Raw genomic sequence first — 18,086 nt, 5'->3', positions numbered from 1 at the left:
ATTAATCAAAGTTTACATGTAAAAGCTTAAAATAGAACAGTATTTCAATAAACTAAAAATGTCTTTTTATATTTCTTCATATTTCCGGCCGGGTGATAAAGCTCCGCGTAAAAGATATAAGCACCAGCTTTCAGGTGATGGCCGGAGGCTGTTCCATCCCACGTCAACTGCCCGGAAGTACCCAACAACGCATGATTCGCGATTTCGGCAACACGTCTGCCGGAAATATCATACACAAAAGCCCGGCAATAATAGCCCGGGGTATCAAGCAGATAGGAAAGAATGTAATAACGACCTTCTTCAATCCAGGCCGGTGCATCTATTCCGGTTGCATCTTCCGGATTGGATATGCCGTATTGCGAATTCCTGTAGCCGGGTGTCCCATAACCGGCCGTTTCGGTGGCCGAGGTCCAATTTGCCGGATTTTGAGTTTCCATATCCGGATGAATACGCTCCAAAGCCACCCCTTTCCTATCTTTTATGGAAGAGGCATGCCATTTAGAAGAATAAGAAACTTCGTCGACTACACATTCATCTTTCGTACGAAACAGAACCAAAGAGGAAGAGGTATTGGCCAGTATCGGCAATTTAGGAAGCTCGTAAACGACATCCGGCGATTTAAGCAGATAAAAAGAGGAAACGCCTTCCTTACTTTTTGTAAGTAGCGCATAACTATCCGGTTCCATCTTTTCATGAACAGCAGACAAAGGGTATCGGGTACTGAGCGAACCATCTGTTTTACGAACCGCGACAGACAAGCCGGCTAACGACAAAGTTCGTCCCGAACGGTTATACAATTCCATATATTCGGAACCACCGGAATAGGGTTCGGGGAGTAATTCATTAAATACAATTTCACCGGGTTCGACAACAAATATTTCCGAAAAGTCCGGTTCATCCGGAATTTCAGGAGTGTCGGGTTCGTCAGGGGTATCCGGAATTTCAGGTTTATCCGGTTTTCCGGGATTTTCCTCTTCCGACGAACTGTTTTTCGAACCGGGTGTACCTCCGCGCGGATCTGTTGAAAGTATCCATCCTTTGGCAGCACGTTCCCAAGACTTGCCCGGAGTGGCTTTTTCATAAGTTACTTCATCCACCACATTCCCTTTTGCATCCAGTAATTGCAGCATCTTTCCTGCATTGGCAAGAGAGGCCGGAAAACTTTCCAATGGAATGGCTAATCCTCCTGCATCAACTTTAATATCCCGACTGGCACGGTAAAGCACAGCGTAACCACCGGACGGGAGCTGTATATTTCCGATTGTTTTCGGTTTCTGACCTTGATAGACAAATTGCCAACCAGAAAGGGAAACTTCTTGATTCAACGTATTATATACTTCCACATATTCTGTTTCCGGCAAATTTCCCTTTTCGGCTAATCCTTTCGGATCAGCCATGACTTCGTTGATTAAAACGGCTTTGGAAGGTATGGCTTCCGTATCATTTTCATCATCATTCTCATTATCCTCATCTCCCTTTTCATCCTCTTCATTTCCGGTTGCTGTCGACCATTTCTCCGAATAGGCAGAAAGATTGTTTCCCGAAACATCCGTCACCCCTTCATAAGAGACGGTATACACTTCGTCCGGTTGAAGCTCGTCCGGGAAAAGCGTATTGATAACGGCTTTCGACTCATCGGCATAGGTAGCCCGGAGCGCATTACCTATTCCGGAAATCGAAAAGACTGCATGCTCTATCCGGACTGCTTCCGTAAAAACAAATTGGAGGGAAGAGGCGGTCAATACCTGTATGTCTTCCAATTCAGGCAAATCAGCCGGAGAAGGGGCCGGTATTTCCGGTTCGACAGGAGGAATCGTATCGGTCGGCGTTATTTCATGCTGTATCCGCACGTTGTCAATACTGAATAACCGGCTACGTGTTTCAGTATAAAGAAATTTAAAACTAAACTGTCCTTTTGGCACAGAATTAACCGGATAAGTACAAACTCCTTCCTTCACATAATAAGTATCCGCATGTTGGCGACTATATAAAGTCCAATACTTATTTTCTTCCAGTGTTACTTTGATATGCACCCAAGAGCCTTTTTTATAATTATTCATATTCCGTTTAAACATATCCTGTCCGCCTTTCCTACATAAACCCAGTTTTTTATCCCCGTCAAAGCCGATACAGACATAGAAAAAGTTCTCCGGTTCTATATATAAATAGGCATACAAACGATTCTTTTCACTCGGTACATTATTCATCAATACATCAAACTCCCATTGCATGTCGGCCGCATATTCGATATTCCTTCCGATAGAAGCAGAACCGGAAGCGGTTGGTTGTATATTCAATTGTAAACGTCCGTCGGTATTCACCACGAATTTATCGCGATCTTTACCAATCCAGTCCGAATCGATTTCCGGTCCATCAAACGTTTCATTCACTTGTGAGTATATACAAAAAGGAAGCAAAAGGAAGAGGAATAAGATAAATTGTCTCATAGTTTTACAGTTTTGTTTATAAATTGTATATCTTTGCAGCCCAAAGCGTTGTAGCATAGGAGCGCTTGCGCTTCGGATACGGCGTAAAGTTATCAAATTTTTTCAATAAACAATTAATTAGTGCTCAAAATGAAAGTAGCAATTGTTGGAGTGAGTGGAGCCGTAGGACAAGAATTCCTGCGTGTACTCGACGAGAGAAACTTCCCGATGGATGAGCTGGTGCTTTTTGGCTCATCTCGCAGTGCCGGACGTGTTTATACCTTCCGTGGTAAACAGTATACCGTAAAGGAGCTTAAGCATAACGACGACTTCAAGGGAATCGATGTTGCTTTTGTTTCGGCCGGTGGCAGTATTTCTGTCGAATTTGCAGAAACCATTACGAAACATGGGACTGTGATGATTGACAATTCAAGTGCTTTCCGTATGGAAAACGATGTACCTCTGGTTGTTCCCGAAGTAAATCCGGAAGATGCACTGAATCGTCCGCGCGGTATCATTGCCAATCCGAACTGTACGACTATCCAGATGGTCGTAGCACTGAAGGCAATCGAAAAACTGTCGCACATCAAACGTGTACATGTATCTACCTATCAGGCAGCCAGTGGCGCAGGTGCAACAGCAATGGCGGAACTGGTCAAACAATATGAACAACTGCTGAAAGGGGAAGAACCTACGGTAGAAAAATTCGCCTATCAGTTGGCTTACAACGTAATTCCTCACGTAGACGTATTTACAGACAACGGTTACACGAAGGAAGAAATGAAGATGTACAACGAAACACGTAAAATCATGCATTCCGACATTGAAGTCAGTGCAACTTGCGTACGTGTTCCGGTAATGCGTGCTCATAGCGAAGCTACTTGGGTGGAAACAGAACATCCTGTCAGCGTGGAAGAAGCCCGTCAGGCTTTTGCCGAAACAGAAGGTATCATCCTTCAGGACGAACCGGCCAAGAAAGATTACCCCATGCCGTTGTTCATCGCCGGAAAAGACCCTGTTTACGTAGGCCGTATCCGCAAAGACATCACCAACCCGAACGGGTTAACATTCTGGACCGTAAGCGACCAGATTAAGAAGGGAGCTGCTCTGAATGCCGTCCAGATTGCAGAATATCTGTTGAAAGTGAAGAATATCGGATAAAACACCTGACTCGCATAAAAAACAGGGCAATAGAAACCTTTCGGTTTTTTATTGCCCTGTTTTTTATATCTATACGTTGGCTCAGAACATATACATCACTACGCCAAGCACCCGATGGTTCGCTACCGAATGTGTATTGGTTATTTTTCCTTTGTCACCCTCTTTATCGCCATACCAGGCCCACGAAGGACTGTATTCCATACCCAATTTCCAATGAGGAAGATTATAGGAGAGTTGCAAATTTGTAGTAAACACCTGATCCACATCCAGTCCGACCCCATAAGTCGTTCCGGTTATCGATTTCCCGGTCCCCAGATTCTTTAAATACCCCAGAAAGATACCCGGTTTCCATTTCTTACCGTAAACAACATTCACCCAGCTCATGGAATGGCGGAAAGGTGTATATTCCTGTTCACCGGTACGCGCATTGACTGACGTTACTCCATAACCACCTAACATACAAGCTTGCGTTAGATTGGAAGCCAACAATGTCTTGGCTTGTACCAGCCAGTTGCTATCCGTATACCGGACATGCGCTTCGAAAGAAAGAGAAGTCACACGTTCGTTTACCTTATAAACTTGGTCACCAATTGTTGTCTGCAAACGAGGTTTCAAAGAAAGCACTTCCATGCCGATACCGGTAATCCAGTTCCGGTCTTTATAATCTGCACCGACATAAAATTCAGGGATACAGCTATTCTTGATATATTCTTCACTCTTCCCGTTAGGGCCGGCCGAAAGATATTGCAATTGCCAAATAGCGGCAGCTGTCAATTGTACATTCTTATTGGTATAACGATAACGGAGCATCGGACTACGGTTGAAGGGGTTGAAAGGCGCTCCGGTAGAAAGATTCAACATTTGCGGGAATACATCTCCGAAAAGCGGATGCCAGGTTTGTCCGACCAAAACGGCTGATTTTCCCCAGTCCAAATTCACATAAGCATGGCGGACACGAAGAACGGCCCAGTTACTACCCGCCCCACGGAAATCGCCTTCCAATTTAGCCGTGGTAACAGCTTTACCGATATTAGGCCCTTTTATATCCACACCCAAACGGGAATAAAGCAGATAGAAGCTTCCGTTTGCCGTCGCATTCAAATCGTTTCCATCCGCATCCGGATTTACATCTTTCGGATAAAGATGGAAAAGACCATCCACAATCTCAGCATTTGCACGGGAATTGTAAAACAAATCGCCGCGAACCTGCCCATAAAACTTATAAGAAAAATTCTTCTTTTGTGCATAACCGGCTGTCACTACAAGTAAAGCCGTCAAGATTAGACAATATCGCTTCATCTCAATTCTTCAAATTTTGCGCAAAGGTAACGTTTATTCCGTATTTTAGAAATAATACATGACTAATCCCAAAATACGATGATTCGTTACAGAATGGGTATCCGTCACTTTTCCGTTTTCTTTATCGGTTTTACCATACCAAGCGGTAGTCGGCATATATTCGAGACCCATTTGCCAATGAGGAAGATTATAGGAAAAAGCGAGATTAGCCGAAAACAGTTGGTCGATATCCAAGCCCATTCCATATTTAGTATCGGAAACCAATGATTCGGTCGTTCCCAGATTTTTTGTATAACCGGCAAAAAAGTGTGTCTTCCATTTCGTGCCATAAGTAAAGTTTACCCACGACGTAGAGTGGCGGAAAGGCGTATATTCCTGCTCTCCATTATCCGGATTAATACTGCTGATACCATACCCACCCAACAAAGCAGTATGGTCGAGGCAGGAAGCCATCAAACTTTTGGCGGCAAAAGTGTAATTTTGTCCGGTGTATTTCAAATGAGCTTCGTACGAATAAGTTGTCATACGCTCATTTACCTTGTAGGTCTTATCATTCCAGACGGTACTGGTACGGGGCTTCAGGGAAATCATATGCACACCCGCTCCTGCCAGCCAGCCATTGCCCGGGGCGAAATCGGCTCCTATATAAAATTCGGGAATGCAACTATTCTTGATGTATTCTTCGCTCATACCATTCGGACCGCTGGAAAGATATTGCAATTGCCAAAGAGCGGAAGCCGTCAATTTGATTTTTCCGGCTTTATATTGGTAACGTATCTGCGGTTCACGGTTGAAGGGCTGAAAAGGGGCCCCGGTAGAGAGATTAAGAATGTCGGGAAACACGGCTCCGAACAGCGGATGCCAGGTTTGTCCAATCGTCACATTACTTTTATCCCAATCCAAAGCAACATACGCCTGACGGATACGCAACACAGTTGTATTACCGGAAAAACCACCGAAATCCATTTCTACCTTAGCCGAGGTTCGGGCTGTTCCAATGTTTGGCCCTGTCGCATCAAGCCCCAAACGGGAAGTAAACGTATAAAAACTACCATTGGGCGTACCATTCAAATCCTTACCATCTGCATCCGGTTTTTTATCCAAAGGATAGAGGTAGAAATTTCCATCAACAGGCGCCATATTGGCACGAGTATTATAAAACAAATCTCCACGCACAAAGCCGTAAAACTTGTAAGTAAAATTCTTTTTCTGCGCAACAACCGGAAACACAGAAAAGAAACCGGCTAACAGAAAGACCAGTTTTTTCATTTTGTTATTTGTTACTTGTTTATCAATTCGAGGTCGCAAAGGTATATATTTTTGTCCATTTCATTTGAATAACGAAATATTATTTGTTACTTTGCTTCCAAGTTGTAAGCCTTAAAGGCCAATAATGATTAATAATGTAAACTACATAGAAAGATTATGAGTACAAAAAAGTTTTTATTGCAGGAGAATGAAATACCTACTGCATGGTATAATATCGTAGCCGATATGAAAAACAAACCACTTCCTATTTTGAATCCCCAGACCAAACAACCGATGAAGGAAGAAGATTTGTATCCGTTATTCTCCCAAGCTGTTTCTCACCAGGAAATGAACACAACAGATACCTGGATTGAAATACCTGAAGAGGTTCGCGAATTATATAAGGTTTGGCGTCCGACACCGTTGGTACGTGCTACCGGACTGGAAAAAGCATTAGATACACCCGCTCATATTTATTTCAAAAATGAAAGTGTCAGCCCTATCGGTTCACATAAACTGAATTCGGCACTGGCTCAAGCTTACTATTGTAAGAAAGAAGGAGTGACGAATATCACGACAGAAACAGGTGCCGGACAATGGGGAGCAGCCCTTTCGTACGCAGCCAAAGCATTCGGATTGGAACTGGCTGTTTATATGGTAAAAGTCAGCTATCACCAGAAACCGTACCGCCGTTCTATTATGCAGACTTTCGGCGCACAAGTCATCGCCTCTCCAAGTATGAGTACGAAAGCCGGTCGCAAGATTCTGACCGACCACCCTAATTACCAGGGTAGCTTAGGTACGGCAATCTCCGAAGCTGTGGAATTGGCAATGCAGACCCCGAATTGCAAATATACATTGGGTAGCGTACTAAATCATGTGATGCTGCATCAGACAGTTATCGGTCTGGAAGCAGAAAAACAGATGGAAATGGCCGGTGAATACCCGGATGTGGTAATCGGTTGTTTTGGTGGTGGTTCCAACTTCTCCGGTATCACATTCCCGTTCCTGCGCCATAAATTGACTGAAGGGAAAGAGATTCGTGTTATAGCCGCCGAACCGGCATCTTGTCCGAAACTGACACGTGGACAATTCCAATACGACTTTGGTGATGAAGCCGGTTACACTCCGCTTCTGCCGATGTTCACGCTGGGACATAATTTCGCTCCGGCTAATATTCATGCCGGTGGTCTACGTTATCATGGTGCCGGCTCTATCGTCAGCCAATTGATGAAAGATGGCCTGATGGGGGCTGTAGATATCAAACAGCTGGATACATTCAGAGCAGCCACTCTATTTGCACAACACGAAGGTATTATTCCGGCTCCGGAATCATCACATGCCATCGCAGCCGCTATTCAAGAAGCAGAACAAGCCAAGCTGGAAGGGAAACCCCGGACTATCCTGTTCAACCTTTCCGGTCATGGTCTTATCGACATGGCCGCTTACGACCAGTATTTGGCCGGCGACCTTACGAACTATGAAGTTACAGACGAAGAAGTGGCAAAGAATCTTTCTGAAATTGAACAAATAATCAAATAAACAAAGATTTATCTACAATAAAAAGGGCGCTGTAACAGGGACTCACGTCTTTTGTTATTCGCGCCTCTTTTTGGTGTCTATGAAATATTTTAATCACCTATCCGACAATAACCAAATCCTTATTTATTATCAGATTCGTGCTCAGAAATGATTACTCTTCGTGTTGAAATTCCAGTATATCCGCAGGCTGGCAATCTAATTCCTTACAAATCGCCTCCAATGTAGAAAAGCGTATAGCTTTGGCCTTTCCTGTCTTTAATATAGACAGATTTGCAGGAGTTATACCGATACGCTCAGCCAACTCGCCTAACGATATTTTCCGTTTTGCCATCATCACATCTAAATTTACAATTATCGCCATAGCTTATTCTATTGATTTTTCTTCAACGACCAGTTCTTCTTCAACATCTCCCGCATTTTCAACAACTTTCAAATTGTCAGTTCTTGTTCCTCGCGCAACGTAATTCCCATAGCAAAAATACGTCCGACCAATAAGGCTATCAGCCCTAACACCAATTCTATTGCTTTAAAATCCATCCAGAAACTCACCGTATATCCTTCCAGTTCTACCGTTTCTCTCACCAACAGATAGTTCAATAACCAGAAAGTCTGCATCAAAAGAAAAGAAAGAAGTAAAGCGATACCGATACGAGTCAGTTTACGGACATTTACCCATTCGAAAATGATTTCATGGTTGATTGCATTTATCAACTTATAAAACTGGACAATTGCATATAGAATAGCAATCAGTCCCAACAAGGAGAACAAACCATTAACAGCCGTAGGAAAAAACGTATGTTCCGGTCTAACCCACAACAAACTTTTAAGATGTTGGGCCGGAACCCATTCGTTTGTTTTCAGGTTAAACACCTTATCAGGACTAACAGCCAACGATTTAGGCCATAAACTAAGTTCAACAGGTGATGGGGCATCGAAGCTTGTCATCCCACTTTTTCTTGCATCTTCAGCTTGTTCCATTCCATACTTAAAACCTTCAATAAATCCATTACATACCATCAAAGCATGAGGTATTAAAGAAAGTCCTAAGCAAAGAAATATCAAGATACAGATTAAATTCAATTGTCGTTTCATAATTTATAGCCTTTATCTTATTTATAAACCTTTTACATCGAATGGCATACGGGCAATAATACCCTTCTCTGTTTTAGCTTTCCGGATTGTACTGAACAACTCATATTCATCACCCAGCATATTCTTTATCATCGAAACTTTTACTTCATCCATTTTCTTTTCCATGTATTTGGTGAAAAAGTCTTTCGGACCATCGGCATAAGTGACGGAATAATCTGTCAGTTCTGCCAATGTAGCAGCCTCTTTGATAGCATCATCCATACCACCAAGTTTATCAACAAGACCTCTTTCCAAAGCTTGTTCACCGGTCCATATACGTCCTTGACCAATCGAGTCGATTTCTGCTTTAGTCATTCCACGACCATCTGCACAACGGGTCAGGAACAAATCATAAGTATGTTCGACACTTCTCTGGATAAGAGCTTTTTCATCTTCACGCATCGGACGGCTCATATCACCCAAGTCGGCATATGTATTCGTTTTAACAACATCCGTAGTTACACCTACCTTTTCAAAGGTTCCCGTCAAGTTGCGAACAACTCCGAATACCCCGATTGAACCGGTCAAAGTTGTACGTTCGGCAACGATTTTGTTGGCAGCACAGGAAATATAATAACCTCCGGAAGCAGCATAATCGCCCATAGATACAACAATCGGTTTCTTTGCTTTCAATTCTGCAACCTCTTTCCAGATTTGCTCGGAAATATAAGCACTACCACCCGGAGAGTTCACGCGGAAAACAACAGCTTTTACATTATCATCATCTTTTAACTTACGTAATTCTTTTGCCATTTTTTCAGAGATAATCTTATCATTTACACTGAAAGGAGAAGAAGAATCATCATCTCTGATTTCGCCTTCGGCATAAAGGATGGCTATTTTATTCTTACTGTCTTTTGCTTTTTCTGCGATAGATGCAATTTTATCGACACCGGCCGTTTTCAGCTTACCGTTCGTATTCTGTCCGGCTAATGCCTTAATGCTGTTTTCTACTTCATAACGATAACGGAGAGCATCCGCCAATTTATATTCAACAGCATTGGAAGCATCCCCTATGGCAAGTCCTTCATTCAAATATTTATTCAATTGCTCTGCCGGAATATTCCGATCTTGTTCAATTGCTGTAGTCACATTATTCCAGATACTACCCAAGAAAGAAGTCAACTGTTCACGGTTTGCATCACTAAACTTTTTCAGGAAATAAGGTTCAACGGCACTTTTATAAGTCCCTACCTTAAAGATATAATGTTCTACCCCCAGTTTCTCAGCCAATCCCGTATAGAATATACCCTGTGAGGCAAGTCCAATCAAGCTTACAGAACCTTGCGGATTCAAGTAAACAGAGTCGGCTACACTACAGATATAATAACTACCTTGTGTATAATAATCGCCATAAGCAACAATAAATTTTCCGCTATCCTTAAAATCTTTCAATTCGCGACGGATAGCCTCAACTCCGGCAAAACCTCCTGATAAAGCTCCAGCTTCCAAGTAAATACCTTTTATATTCTCATTATTTTTTGCACGGCGAATCGCTTTTATCACATTGGATACGGAAAGCTGTTCATTACTCTCTCCCATCAATTCGGAAAATGGGTTTTTCACAACCTGATCCACCAGCGGAGCATTCAATGAAAGTTTAAATACGGTATTCTTCTCCGGTTTATAAGCAGCTGAACCTTCCCCACTTGCAGCCACGCCCAGGATAAAGAAAATAGAGCCAATCGTCATAATCCCACATGCGACCAACACACCCAGCGTCGACGCAAAAACTGTTTTAAAAAATTGTTTCATACTTTTTCTATGTTTGTAGTTTATTATATCGTTTTTCGATATGCAAATGAATACATTATTTTTTATTCCACCAAATATTTTATCGAAAAACGATAAATTTATTTCGAAATTCATAAAATATATATCGAAACAGGGAATAAACAGTCTGGTAATGAGGAGTGTTGTCCAAAGAAAGAGGTCTGATTAGTTGAAAGAAAACCTGTCGGGACGACCGGAAAGGCCGTCCCACAGAAAAGATTTACTTATATTCTACCTAAATATTCATCCACGGTATAATTAAGGAAGCGATTAAAAGGCATCAATTTTTCGAAACAAGCAACGGACTGCTCTAGCCAATCCGGAGTAGTAAAGAAATCGTCCGGTTTATAAGCACCCACACTAAAATCCTTATGTCTCAATATCTCTCCATATTTAAAGTCCGAAGGATAACCGGCAGGCATACGTTTCAACACTTCTCCCATCATTTCCGGAAAAAGGGCTTTAAACGAAGGCTCTTCCAGAATAGCCACAAATTCGTCTATATGATCATAAATATCTTGCCGGAGTTTTTTCAATAAAGCCGGAGGAGGACACCAAACGCCCCCCGATAGCAAGCAATTGCCCGGCTCCAGATGAATATAATATCCTCCACGTTCGCTACTACGCCCTCCACAAGAAGCTATATAAGCGGCAAAATGATTTTTATAAGGAGTTTTATCCGGTGAAAAACGAATATCCCGGTAAATACGGAACAAGCAATCTTTCGCTTCCAGCCCAGCCACTTCGGGGTCAAACAAAGCAATCCGATTAATCAGTTGTTGTACCTCATCGATAAATCCTTTGCGCAAACCGTCGTAACGCTCTTTATTGGCTTGAAACCAATCCCGGTTGTTGTTCCGCTGAAGTTCTTTCAGGAATTGTATAATTTCCGCATTCATATATTTAATGTATTTGTTTTTCAAATGTACGGAAATTAATGAAACGACAGACTAAACAAAATAAAGAATCACATCAGAAGTTAAATCCCAAATTCAAATAAAATTGAAGATGTGTATTTTGATTAGACATACTGAAAGTTGCGCTCAAGGGACCGGCAATACTGTTATAAGCATAGCCAAGACTCCCTCCCCACACGTTTTTGCCTTCGAACAAACGAAAAAAATCATTATTGTGAATGGCATAATTACCCGTTAACGAAATATAGTTGCGTCCGGCAATACGTTGCCGAACCTGTAAACGCGCCACAGCTACGGAATTATCAAAAATTTCAACATGATTAATACCTGCAAAGGGTATCTGCTGAGAAAGATAACGTCCGAAAGTTTCTCCCCCTACCATGTTCAGAAAAGGATAAGCCGGATTATTCCCGATAAGTACGCGTCCATATAGCGCAGGTAATAAGCTTAAATGGGAAGTAAGCGGAACAACTGTCTTAAAATTAACCGAAACAGCCGAGAAAGGTGAAGAACCGCGATATTTGACAAAGTTATCCGTATACATGGAATAATCGGCTTGCAATGAAACACCTTTATTCGGGAAATAACGCCGATCAAATGTTTCCAAATGTGCCGTTGCAAAATAGCTGACAAAGCCTTCAGGCTTCACTTGGTATTGTTCGCTCGCTCCGGTATAAAGAAATGTATTGTAGTCAAAGTATTCATACCGCAAACCTACATTTAACTTAAAACTCATCCAGTTCATATCCGAATAACCAAATTCCGCAAAATGATGCCGATAAGTAGTATTATACTTTTTCTCCCCTTTCTGGAAGATATCCAAGTCCTGATAAGTAAATTGATAAGCCAAATTGATGTTTCGAAGCGGAGAACGTTCTATTGCACAATCCAGTCGTGCAAAAGAAGTCTTGGCGCCAACTCTACCTGTAAATGCTAATCTGGAATGATTATGCTTACGATAATCAAAAGTCGCATTGAGTAGAACTCCGATAATTTCCTCGGAATCAAAACGTAACCCAAGATTAACGGAACTGACTGATTTAGGCTGGACAGTTAGTATCAAATCCTGCTGTTGCTCACCGGTCAGTTTATAATTTACATTCGAATAAGCATTTGTTCCTACAACTATCGACATGGCTTTTTGAAGTCCTTCCACAGTAGTCAAACTATTCTCTTTCAATCCACTGGCTTTTAATAGCCATTTTTCATCCCGAGGGTCAACTCCTATGAATGAAATGTTACGAATATAAAAGCTATCGGCTGGTTGAATCAAATGAGGCTCCCCCTTTTTTTCAGCGATTTCCGGCCGATAATCATCCGGAATACCGATTTTCTTTTTTAAGGCGATTATTTCATCCCACCGGTTTCGTGCTTCCCGTTCCCCGCGATGTATTAAAGTATCCAAGGCTTCATGGCTGAAACTTGCGGAGCGGTAAGGTTCCATATCCGGACGAAAAAGCAAATCTGTATGTTCCTTATTCCGGGCATATTTATCATATCCGTGTAAAGCAATAATCTGTGTCACGACGTCTCCCGGTGAATGAAGCCGTTCTAACTCCCGAAGGTCGCTAGTTGCCAAATCAACACCAATGATAATATCGGCTCCCATCTCCAAAGCGACATCTACCGGATAATTATTATTCAATCCTCCGTCAACAAGTACCATACTATCCAGCCGGACCGGGGCAAAAACCGCCGGAATAGCCATACTGGCACGCATTGCCAGAGGGAGGCTTCCTTGGTGGAATACATAATCCTTTCCTGTTACCATATCAACGGCGACACAGGCAAAAGGCTTAAGAAAAGTACTGAAATCGACAGAGTCATGATAACCTATCGTTAGGTTAGAAAAAAGATTTTGCAAATTCTGCCCTTTTATCATTCCCTCGATAACCCGGTCTTTTTTTGCCATACCGAAAGGCAAGGAAAGGATATATCGCTCGGAGTTTTCCTTTTCGGGGAAAAACTGGCTACTACGTTTCACACGGTCACTCAACAGCATATCCCAATCCTGTTTTTCCACCATGTCCTCTATTTCATCCGGAGTATACCCTATGGCATACAAACCTCCGACAATAGCTCCCATACTGGTTCCCGTCACAATATCAATCGGGATACCGGCCTCCTCCAAGACTTTCAATACCCCGATATGAGCAACCCCTTTTGCTCCGCCTCCTCCCAATACAACAGCTACTTTCTTCCTGGATTGAGCCATGGAAGGCAATACCATCAACAACGTCAGCAAAAAGCAGAGAAATTTCTTCATATAAAATAAATGTTACCGGGTCTGCCCCCTAAAAAGCGAGTAGTATTTCTAATGTTTATATCATACAAACATACTTATCATTTATTTATTGAGCAAGAAGAAGGCATGATTTAACCTTGTTGTTTCAGGCAGACAATCACCAGAACAGGATTATCATCCTCTTTTATACCCTTTAACTGCTCATTCTGAAGGATAGAGGGAAAACATTGTTGCATAATCAGCTGAATCCGCAGAAGTAAGGTTGTCAGCATGGGCAATAACCGCCGCAAACTGTTTTTTATTAACCAAATCCTGAAGCGCAAAACTTTGCGCCTGCCCAATAAAGGACAGTGCGCAAAGGAACAGTAATAGAGAAAACTTATATTTCATATATTATTTCTTATTACAACCGAAAATTTATCGGCAGCGTATATTCAGGCTTTTTCTCTACAATCGTAAACATCTGCCCGGAGGTATCAATTCTTTTGATTATAGAAGATTTTTGGCTCTTTCCATCCTCAAATGCCTCGTTTTTAGCCTTCAAACGAAAAATGACAGGAATCGTATATCTTACATTTACAGTCTCTCCCCGATGCCTTCCCGGCTTCCAAGAAGGCATAGAACTTACTACCCGTGCAGCTTCCTTGTCCAAAGAAGGATCTACACTCCGTACGACCTCTACATTCGTAATCGACCCATCTTTTTTTACAACGAAAGAACAGCTCACACGTCCATGTATTTTATTTTCCTGTGCAATCACCGGATATTTAGTATTTTCAGACAAATAAGTCGATAACGCACTCGTTCCACCAGGAAATTCAGGCATTTTTTCCACTACTGTAAAAAACAAATCAGACTTGGAAGTCTCTCCGAAATCTACTTTTTCCTTTCCGGGAAATACCTGAACATCCATATTATCATTCAGGTTACTAAGCTTAAAACTCTGGGGTTCCATCCCGAATCCGTAAATTTGGACAGCCATATCTCCGGATATATCCATTCTTACATGCTTCGTTAATCCACCGGCCAGTTCATCCGTCAATTTATCCGTGATACGAGCTACCGCATCGATATTGCTGAGTAGCATTAAACCGGCAGATACCGGAATAAATGCCAAATATTTGGTACGGCTTATTCCGCGCGAACGTTTTTTATTCATCATGCTAATCCGGTTCTTCAGATGCAGCATATTGAAACTATTGTACAGAACGGCTGTCGACTTGTCATGGTGTGCCAAACCCAGCAAATGGTACTGGTAACTTTTACAGTCGTAGCCCGATTCAAGTACCCTGTTATCGGCCAGATATTCCAAATTATGCCGAACCTCACGTTTCAAGAGCCAAGCAAACGGATTCACCCAACAAATAATATTAACCAATTCACAAATAAGCACATCCACCGAATGCCACTGGGATACATGAGTGCATTCATGAGTCAGAATTTCATCGATTTCTTTTTCGGAATGACTGTCAGGGTGTAAAAAAATAAGTCGGAAAAAAGAAAACGGACCTGCCGGTTTCGCCAACAAACGCACCGGTACTCCGTGCATAGCAGTCCGCCCGGATTTGCGAGCCAACATCAAGATGCTACCTAACTGCAGCAAAAAACGTAAAAAAAGAAGTACCACTCCTCCCCAATAACAATAAGAGATACCGGAAATAAAAATGCCATGCCAATCCGTCTCCGGAATATTTTCCGGAGTAATAACTATTTCAGGCAACATAGATGAGTATATCTGTATCACTTCAACCATCGGTTCCTGCTCTTTCATCCAATCCTGAATGTTCATCAGCGGATAAAACAACGATAAACCGAAGAAAGCCAACAATATAGCACGACGTAGCTTAAAGAATGTATCTTTATAAAAGAACAATCTGTAGAAGGCATAAAGGAGTACAAAAGCTACATTCACCTTCAAAAAGTAGGCAAATTCCGGTGTCATGGCATAAGATGTTTAGGATATTATTCTTCCCCTTTTTCAATCATATCGATGATTTCTTTCAAATCATCCGCTGAAATTTTTTGCTCTTTAGCAAAAAACGAAACCATCTCTTTATAAGAATTCTCAAAATAGTTATGTACTACACCACTCATAAACGTACGTTTATAATCGCTTTCCTCGATAAAAGGCGTATATTCATACGTATTACCGTAGCGTTTTGCCTTCACATACTTCTTGCGTTCCAAATTTTTCACAATAGAAGCAATTGTTGTATAAGGAGGCTTCGGGTCCTCGTATTTTGCCAGAACATCCTTTATGAAACATGGCCCAATCTGCCATATCCAGCGCATTACTTCTTCTTCCTGTCTTGTTAATTTTTCCATTTTTTTATCTATTAATATACGACTATATCGCAAATCTACGATATAACCGTATATATACAAGAGCAAATGAGTTAATTAGAGTTAAACATTGGCAGGATTAACATAACGAAGCCCCGGAAGGTACTGTGATGCCACATTGCCGGATGTCAGAATTGGAGACAAGCTGAAATTTCCTATTTTCGAAAGGATGTTTTGTTTTCCGGAAGGACTATGCTATCTTTGTTACAAGTTAAAGAAGATGTCGTAGTGAATCGGATAAAAGAAGCATTGATAGAGAAGGGCATTAGCCAAACTGAATTAGCTAAACGACTTGGTAAAAGTTTCAATATGGTCAATCTATACGCCATGAATAGAATGCAACCGCCTATATCCGTACTATACAGGATAGCGGAAATACTAAATGTGGATATGCGTACACTTCTTATACCTAACGAAATTTAAAAATAAAAACAAGAATAAAATATTATGACCCAACATAATGCCATCAAGCTTTTTGAAGCAAAAAAAGTCCGCACCATTTGGAACGACGAAGAAGAAAAATGGTACTTTTCCATAGTAGATGTAGTAGCTGTTTTGACAGACAGTGTCGATGCAACTGCCTATTGGCGTAAGCTAAAACAAAGGCTGAAAGCAGAAGGTAATGAAACCGTGACAAACTGTCACGGTTTGAAAATGCTCGCTGCCGATGGAAAGATGCGCTTAACGGATGTTGCAGATACTCAGCAAATTCTTCGCCTTATCCAATCTATCCCATCGCCAAAGGCAGAACCTTTCAAGCAGTGGATGGCTCAGGTGGCAACGGAACGTCTCAATCAAATACAAGACCCCGAGCTTTCAATTAATCAAGCACTGATGGATTACAAGCGGCTGGGCTATTCGGATAATTGGATTAATCAGCGACTCAAATCTATAGAGATTCGTAAAGACCTTACTGATGAATGGAAGAGACATGGATTGCAAGAGGGGGGACAGTTTGCTACGCTGACTGATATTATCTATCAGACTTGGAGCGACATGACTGCCAAGGAATACAAACAGTTCAAAGGTTTGAAAAAAGAAAACTTACGTGACAATATGACCAATAAGGAATTGGTGCTTAATATGCTGGCAGAACTTTCCACCAAAGAAATTTCGGAAAGCAAAAATCCCAAAAATTTCCGGGAGCATATGAATGTAGCAGAAGCAGGTGGTGAGATTGCCCGCAACGCCCGTATGGAATTGGAAGCTAAAACAGGCAAGACGGTCATCAGTCCGCTGAATGCCAAGACAGGCATTGCACTCAATTCATCCCCGGAGGAAGAGGAAACAAAAGAATAATCCTAAAAAAGCGAATCAATATCATGAAGACAACATTGCATACAGAATGGACGGTTGCAGACATCTGTAAAGGATTCACCTACAATGAGCCGGATTTCTGATTTGGTAACTGATTACGAAGACGAAGCCCCGGAAGGTATCTAATTCCTCCGGGGCTTGTTCTTTGTCTGTCTTCCTCCTTCACAGGGGTACTTACAGAATAACTTTTTTACTTTAGTATTAATATGCTGCTTGTTCACCCGTCACGGGATACTTAGCCTGAAGGCTCCGCAGCTTATATATTTCTTTTATTCTAATATCTTATTCAACCATTGCTTTTACAGCTTCTTCACCTTCTACGGCTACTATTACAATACCGGCAGGTGCTGCAATCGTTTCGTTGTCGGATGTGATAACTGTGTTAGCCTTGATTTGACCCAGCATGTTGCTGATAACAACCTTCTTGCCGGCTGCACCGTTGATAGTTACCTGGCCATTGCCACCGATAACTGATACTTCGGATGTTGAAATACCTTCGTTTGCAGTTGCTTCACCTGTATTTACAGGATTGATGATGATAGCTTGATCTTTTTCAGTTGTCAATGTTACATATTCGTTCACAATGCGCAGATATTGATAACTGTTATTTTTCTGTTGCATTGTCTGCACATAAACAGCACCAGATTCACCTGATACAAACGGGAATGCGAATTGGTAAGGTTT

15 protein-coding genes and 1 pseudogene are annotated in these 18,086 nt (G+C 41.8%); 4 read left to right on the top strand and 12 right to left on the bottom strand.

Annotated elements, in window-relative coordinates; all coding sequences use genetic code 11:
- Positions 1–44: 44 nt before the first annotated feature.
- Entirely contained in the window at positions 45–2,447 is a 2,403-nt protein-coding gene (locus DW103_RS14480; protein WP_122277371.1) for a lamin tail domain-containing protein, read from the bottom strand.
- Positions 2,448–2,576: 129 nt separating this feature from the next.
- Here DW103_RS14480 and DW103_RS14475 point away from each other — a divergent pair, with 129 nt between their 5' ends.
- Entirely contained in the window at positions 2,577–3,587 is a 1,011-nt protein-coding gene (locus tag DW103_RS14475) for an aspartate-semialdehyde dehydrogenase (RefSeq protein ID WP_122277369.1), read from the top strand.
- Positions 3,588–3,668: 81 nt separating this feature from the next.
- Here DW103_RS14475 and DW103_RS14470 read toward each other — a convergent pair whose 3' ends face one another.
- Positions 3,669–4,886, bottom strand: coding sequence for a hypothetical protein (locus tag DW103_RS14470; RefSeq protein WP_122277367.1), 1,218 nt, complete (start codon positions 4,884–4,886; stop codon positions 3,669–3,671).
- A 45-nt stretch (positions 4,887–4,931) separates the two neighbouring features.
- On the bottom strand, positions 4,932–6,155 hold the full coding sequence (locus DW103_RS14465) for a DcaP family trimeric outer membrane transporter (protein ID WP_122277365.1): 1,224 nt from the start codon (positions 6,153–6,155) through the stop codon (positions 4,932–4,934).
- A 156-nt stretch (positions 6,156–6,311) separates the two neighbouring features.
- Between DW103_RS14465 and DW103_RS14460 the strand changes: the two genes are divergently transcribed.
- Positions 6,312–7,676 carry a TrpB-like pyridoxal phosphate-dependent enzyme gene (locus tag DW103_RS14460; protein ID WP_122277363.1) on the top strand — a complete coding sequence of 455 codons (1,365 nt, stop codon included), beginning with the start codon at positions 6,312–6,314 and terminating at the stop codon, positions 7,674–7,676.
- A gap of 151 nt (positions 7,677–7,827) precedes the next feature.
- On the opposite strand, the gene DW103_RS14455 is transcribed toward DW103_RS14460, so the two are convergent.
- The 8 genes and pseudogenes from DW103_RS14455 to DW103_RS14420 all read right to left on the bottom strand — a co-directional run bounded on the left by DW103_RS14455 (position 7,828) and on the right by DW103_RS14420 (position 16,067).
- Positions 7,828–8,037, bottom strand: a complete 210-nt coding sequence (locus DW103_RS14455) for a helix-turn-helix transcriptional regulator (RefSeq protein ID WP_122277361.1) — start codon at positions 8,035–8,037, stop codon at positions 7,828–7,830.
- 68 nt (positions 8,038–8,105) lie between these two features.
- Positions 8,106–8,768: a DUF2975 domain-containing protein gene (locus DW103_RS14450; RefSeq protein WP_122277359.1), complete on the bottom strand. Its 663-nt coding sequence runs from the start codon at positions 8,766–8,768 to the stop codon at positions 8,106–8,108.
- A gap of 21 nt (positions 8,769–8,789) precedes the next feature.
- Complete coding sequence (sppA, locus tag DW103_RS14445; RefSeq protein ID WP_122277415.1) at positions 8,790–10,562, bottom strand: signal peptide peptidase SppA; 1,773 nt, start codon at positions 10,560–10,562, stop codon at positions 8,790–8,792.
- Positions 10,563–10,804: 242 nt separating this feature from the next.
- Positions 10,805–11,479, bottom strand: a complete 675-nt coding sequence (locus DW103_RS14440) for a DUF2461 domain-containing protein (RefSeq protein ID WP_122277357.1) — start codon at positions 11,477–11,479, stop codon at positions 10,805–10,807.
- 73 nt (positions 11,480–11,552) lie between these two features.
- The gene (locus tag DW103_RS14435) at positions 11,553–13,763 is read right to left on the bottom strand and encodes a patatin-like phospholipase family protein (RefSeq protein ID WP_122277355.1); all 2,211 of its coding nucleotides are present in this window, start codon (positions 13,761–13,763) and stop codon (positions 11,553–11,555) included.
- Between the two features lie 180 nt (positions 13,764–13,943).
- A complete protein-coding gene (locus DW103_RS14430; protein WP_122277353.1) occupies positions 13,944–14,132 on the bottom strand; it encodes a hypothetical protein in 189 nt (62 codons plus the stop codon).
- 133 nt (positions 14,133–14,265) lie between these two features.
- Positions 14,266–15,684 (bottom strand): annotated as a pseudogene (locus tag DW103_RS14425) (TonB family protein); the annotation flags it as partial.
- 20 nt (positions 15,685–15,704) lie between these two features.
- On the bottom strand, positions 15,705–16,067 hold the full coding sequence (locus tag DW103_RS14420; RefSeq protein ID WP_122277349.1) for a BlaI/MecI/CopY family transcriptional regulator: 363 nt from the start codon (positions 16,065–16,067) through the stop codon (positions 15,705–15,707).
- A 246-nt stretch (positions 16,068–16,313) separates the two neighbouring features.
- Between DW103_RS14420 and DW103_RS14415 the strand changes: the two genes are divergently transcribed.
- Together DW103_RS14415 and DW103_RS14410 are read left to right on the top strand one after the other, a co-directional pair.
- The gene (locus DW103_RS14415) at positions 16,314–16,508 is read left to right on the top strand and encodes a helix-turn-helix domain-containing protein (RefSeq protein ID WP_370453488.1); all 195 of its coding nucleotides are present in this window, start codon (positions 16,314–16,316) and stop codon (positions 16,506–16,508) included.
- Between the two features lie 24 nt (positions 16,509–16,532).
- Positions 16,533–17,384, top strand: a complete 852-nt coding sequence (locus DW103_RS14410; RefSeq protein WP_122277345.1) for a Bro-N domain-containing protein — start codon at positions 16,533–16,535, stop codon at positions 17,382–17,384.
- A 300-nt stretch (positions 17,385–17,684) separates the two neighbouring features.
- Here DW103_RS14410 and DW103_RS18490 read toward each other — a convergent pair.
- The coding region (locus tag DW103_RS18490) for a DUF6383 domain-containing protein (protein ID WP_233545703.1) at positions 17,685–18,086 on the bottom strand (402 nt) is incomplete at its 5' end.

The sequence above is a fragment of the Parabacteroides sp. AM08-6 genome (assembly GCF_003473295.1).
In the GTDB taxonomy this organism is placed as follows: domain Bacteria; phylum Bacteroidota; class Bacteroidia; order Bacteroidales; family Tannerellaceae; genus Parabacteroides.
The sequence above is the reverse complement of the archived record's forward strand: the minus strand, read 5'-3'. Positions and strand labels throughout refer to the sequence as shown.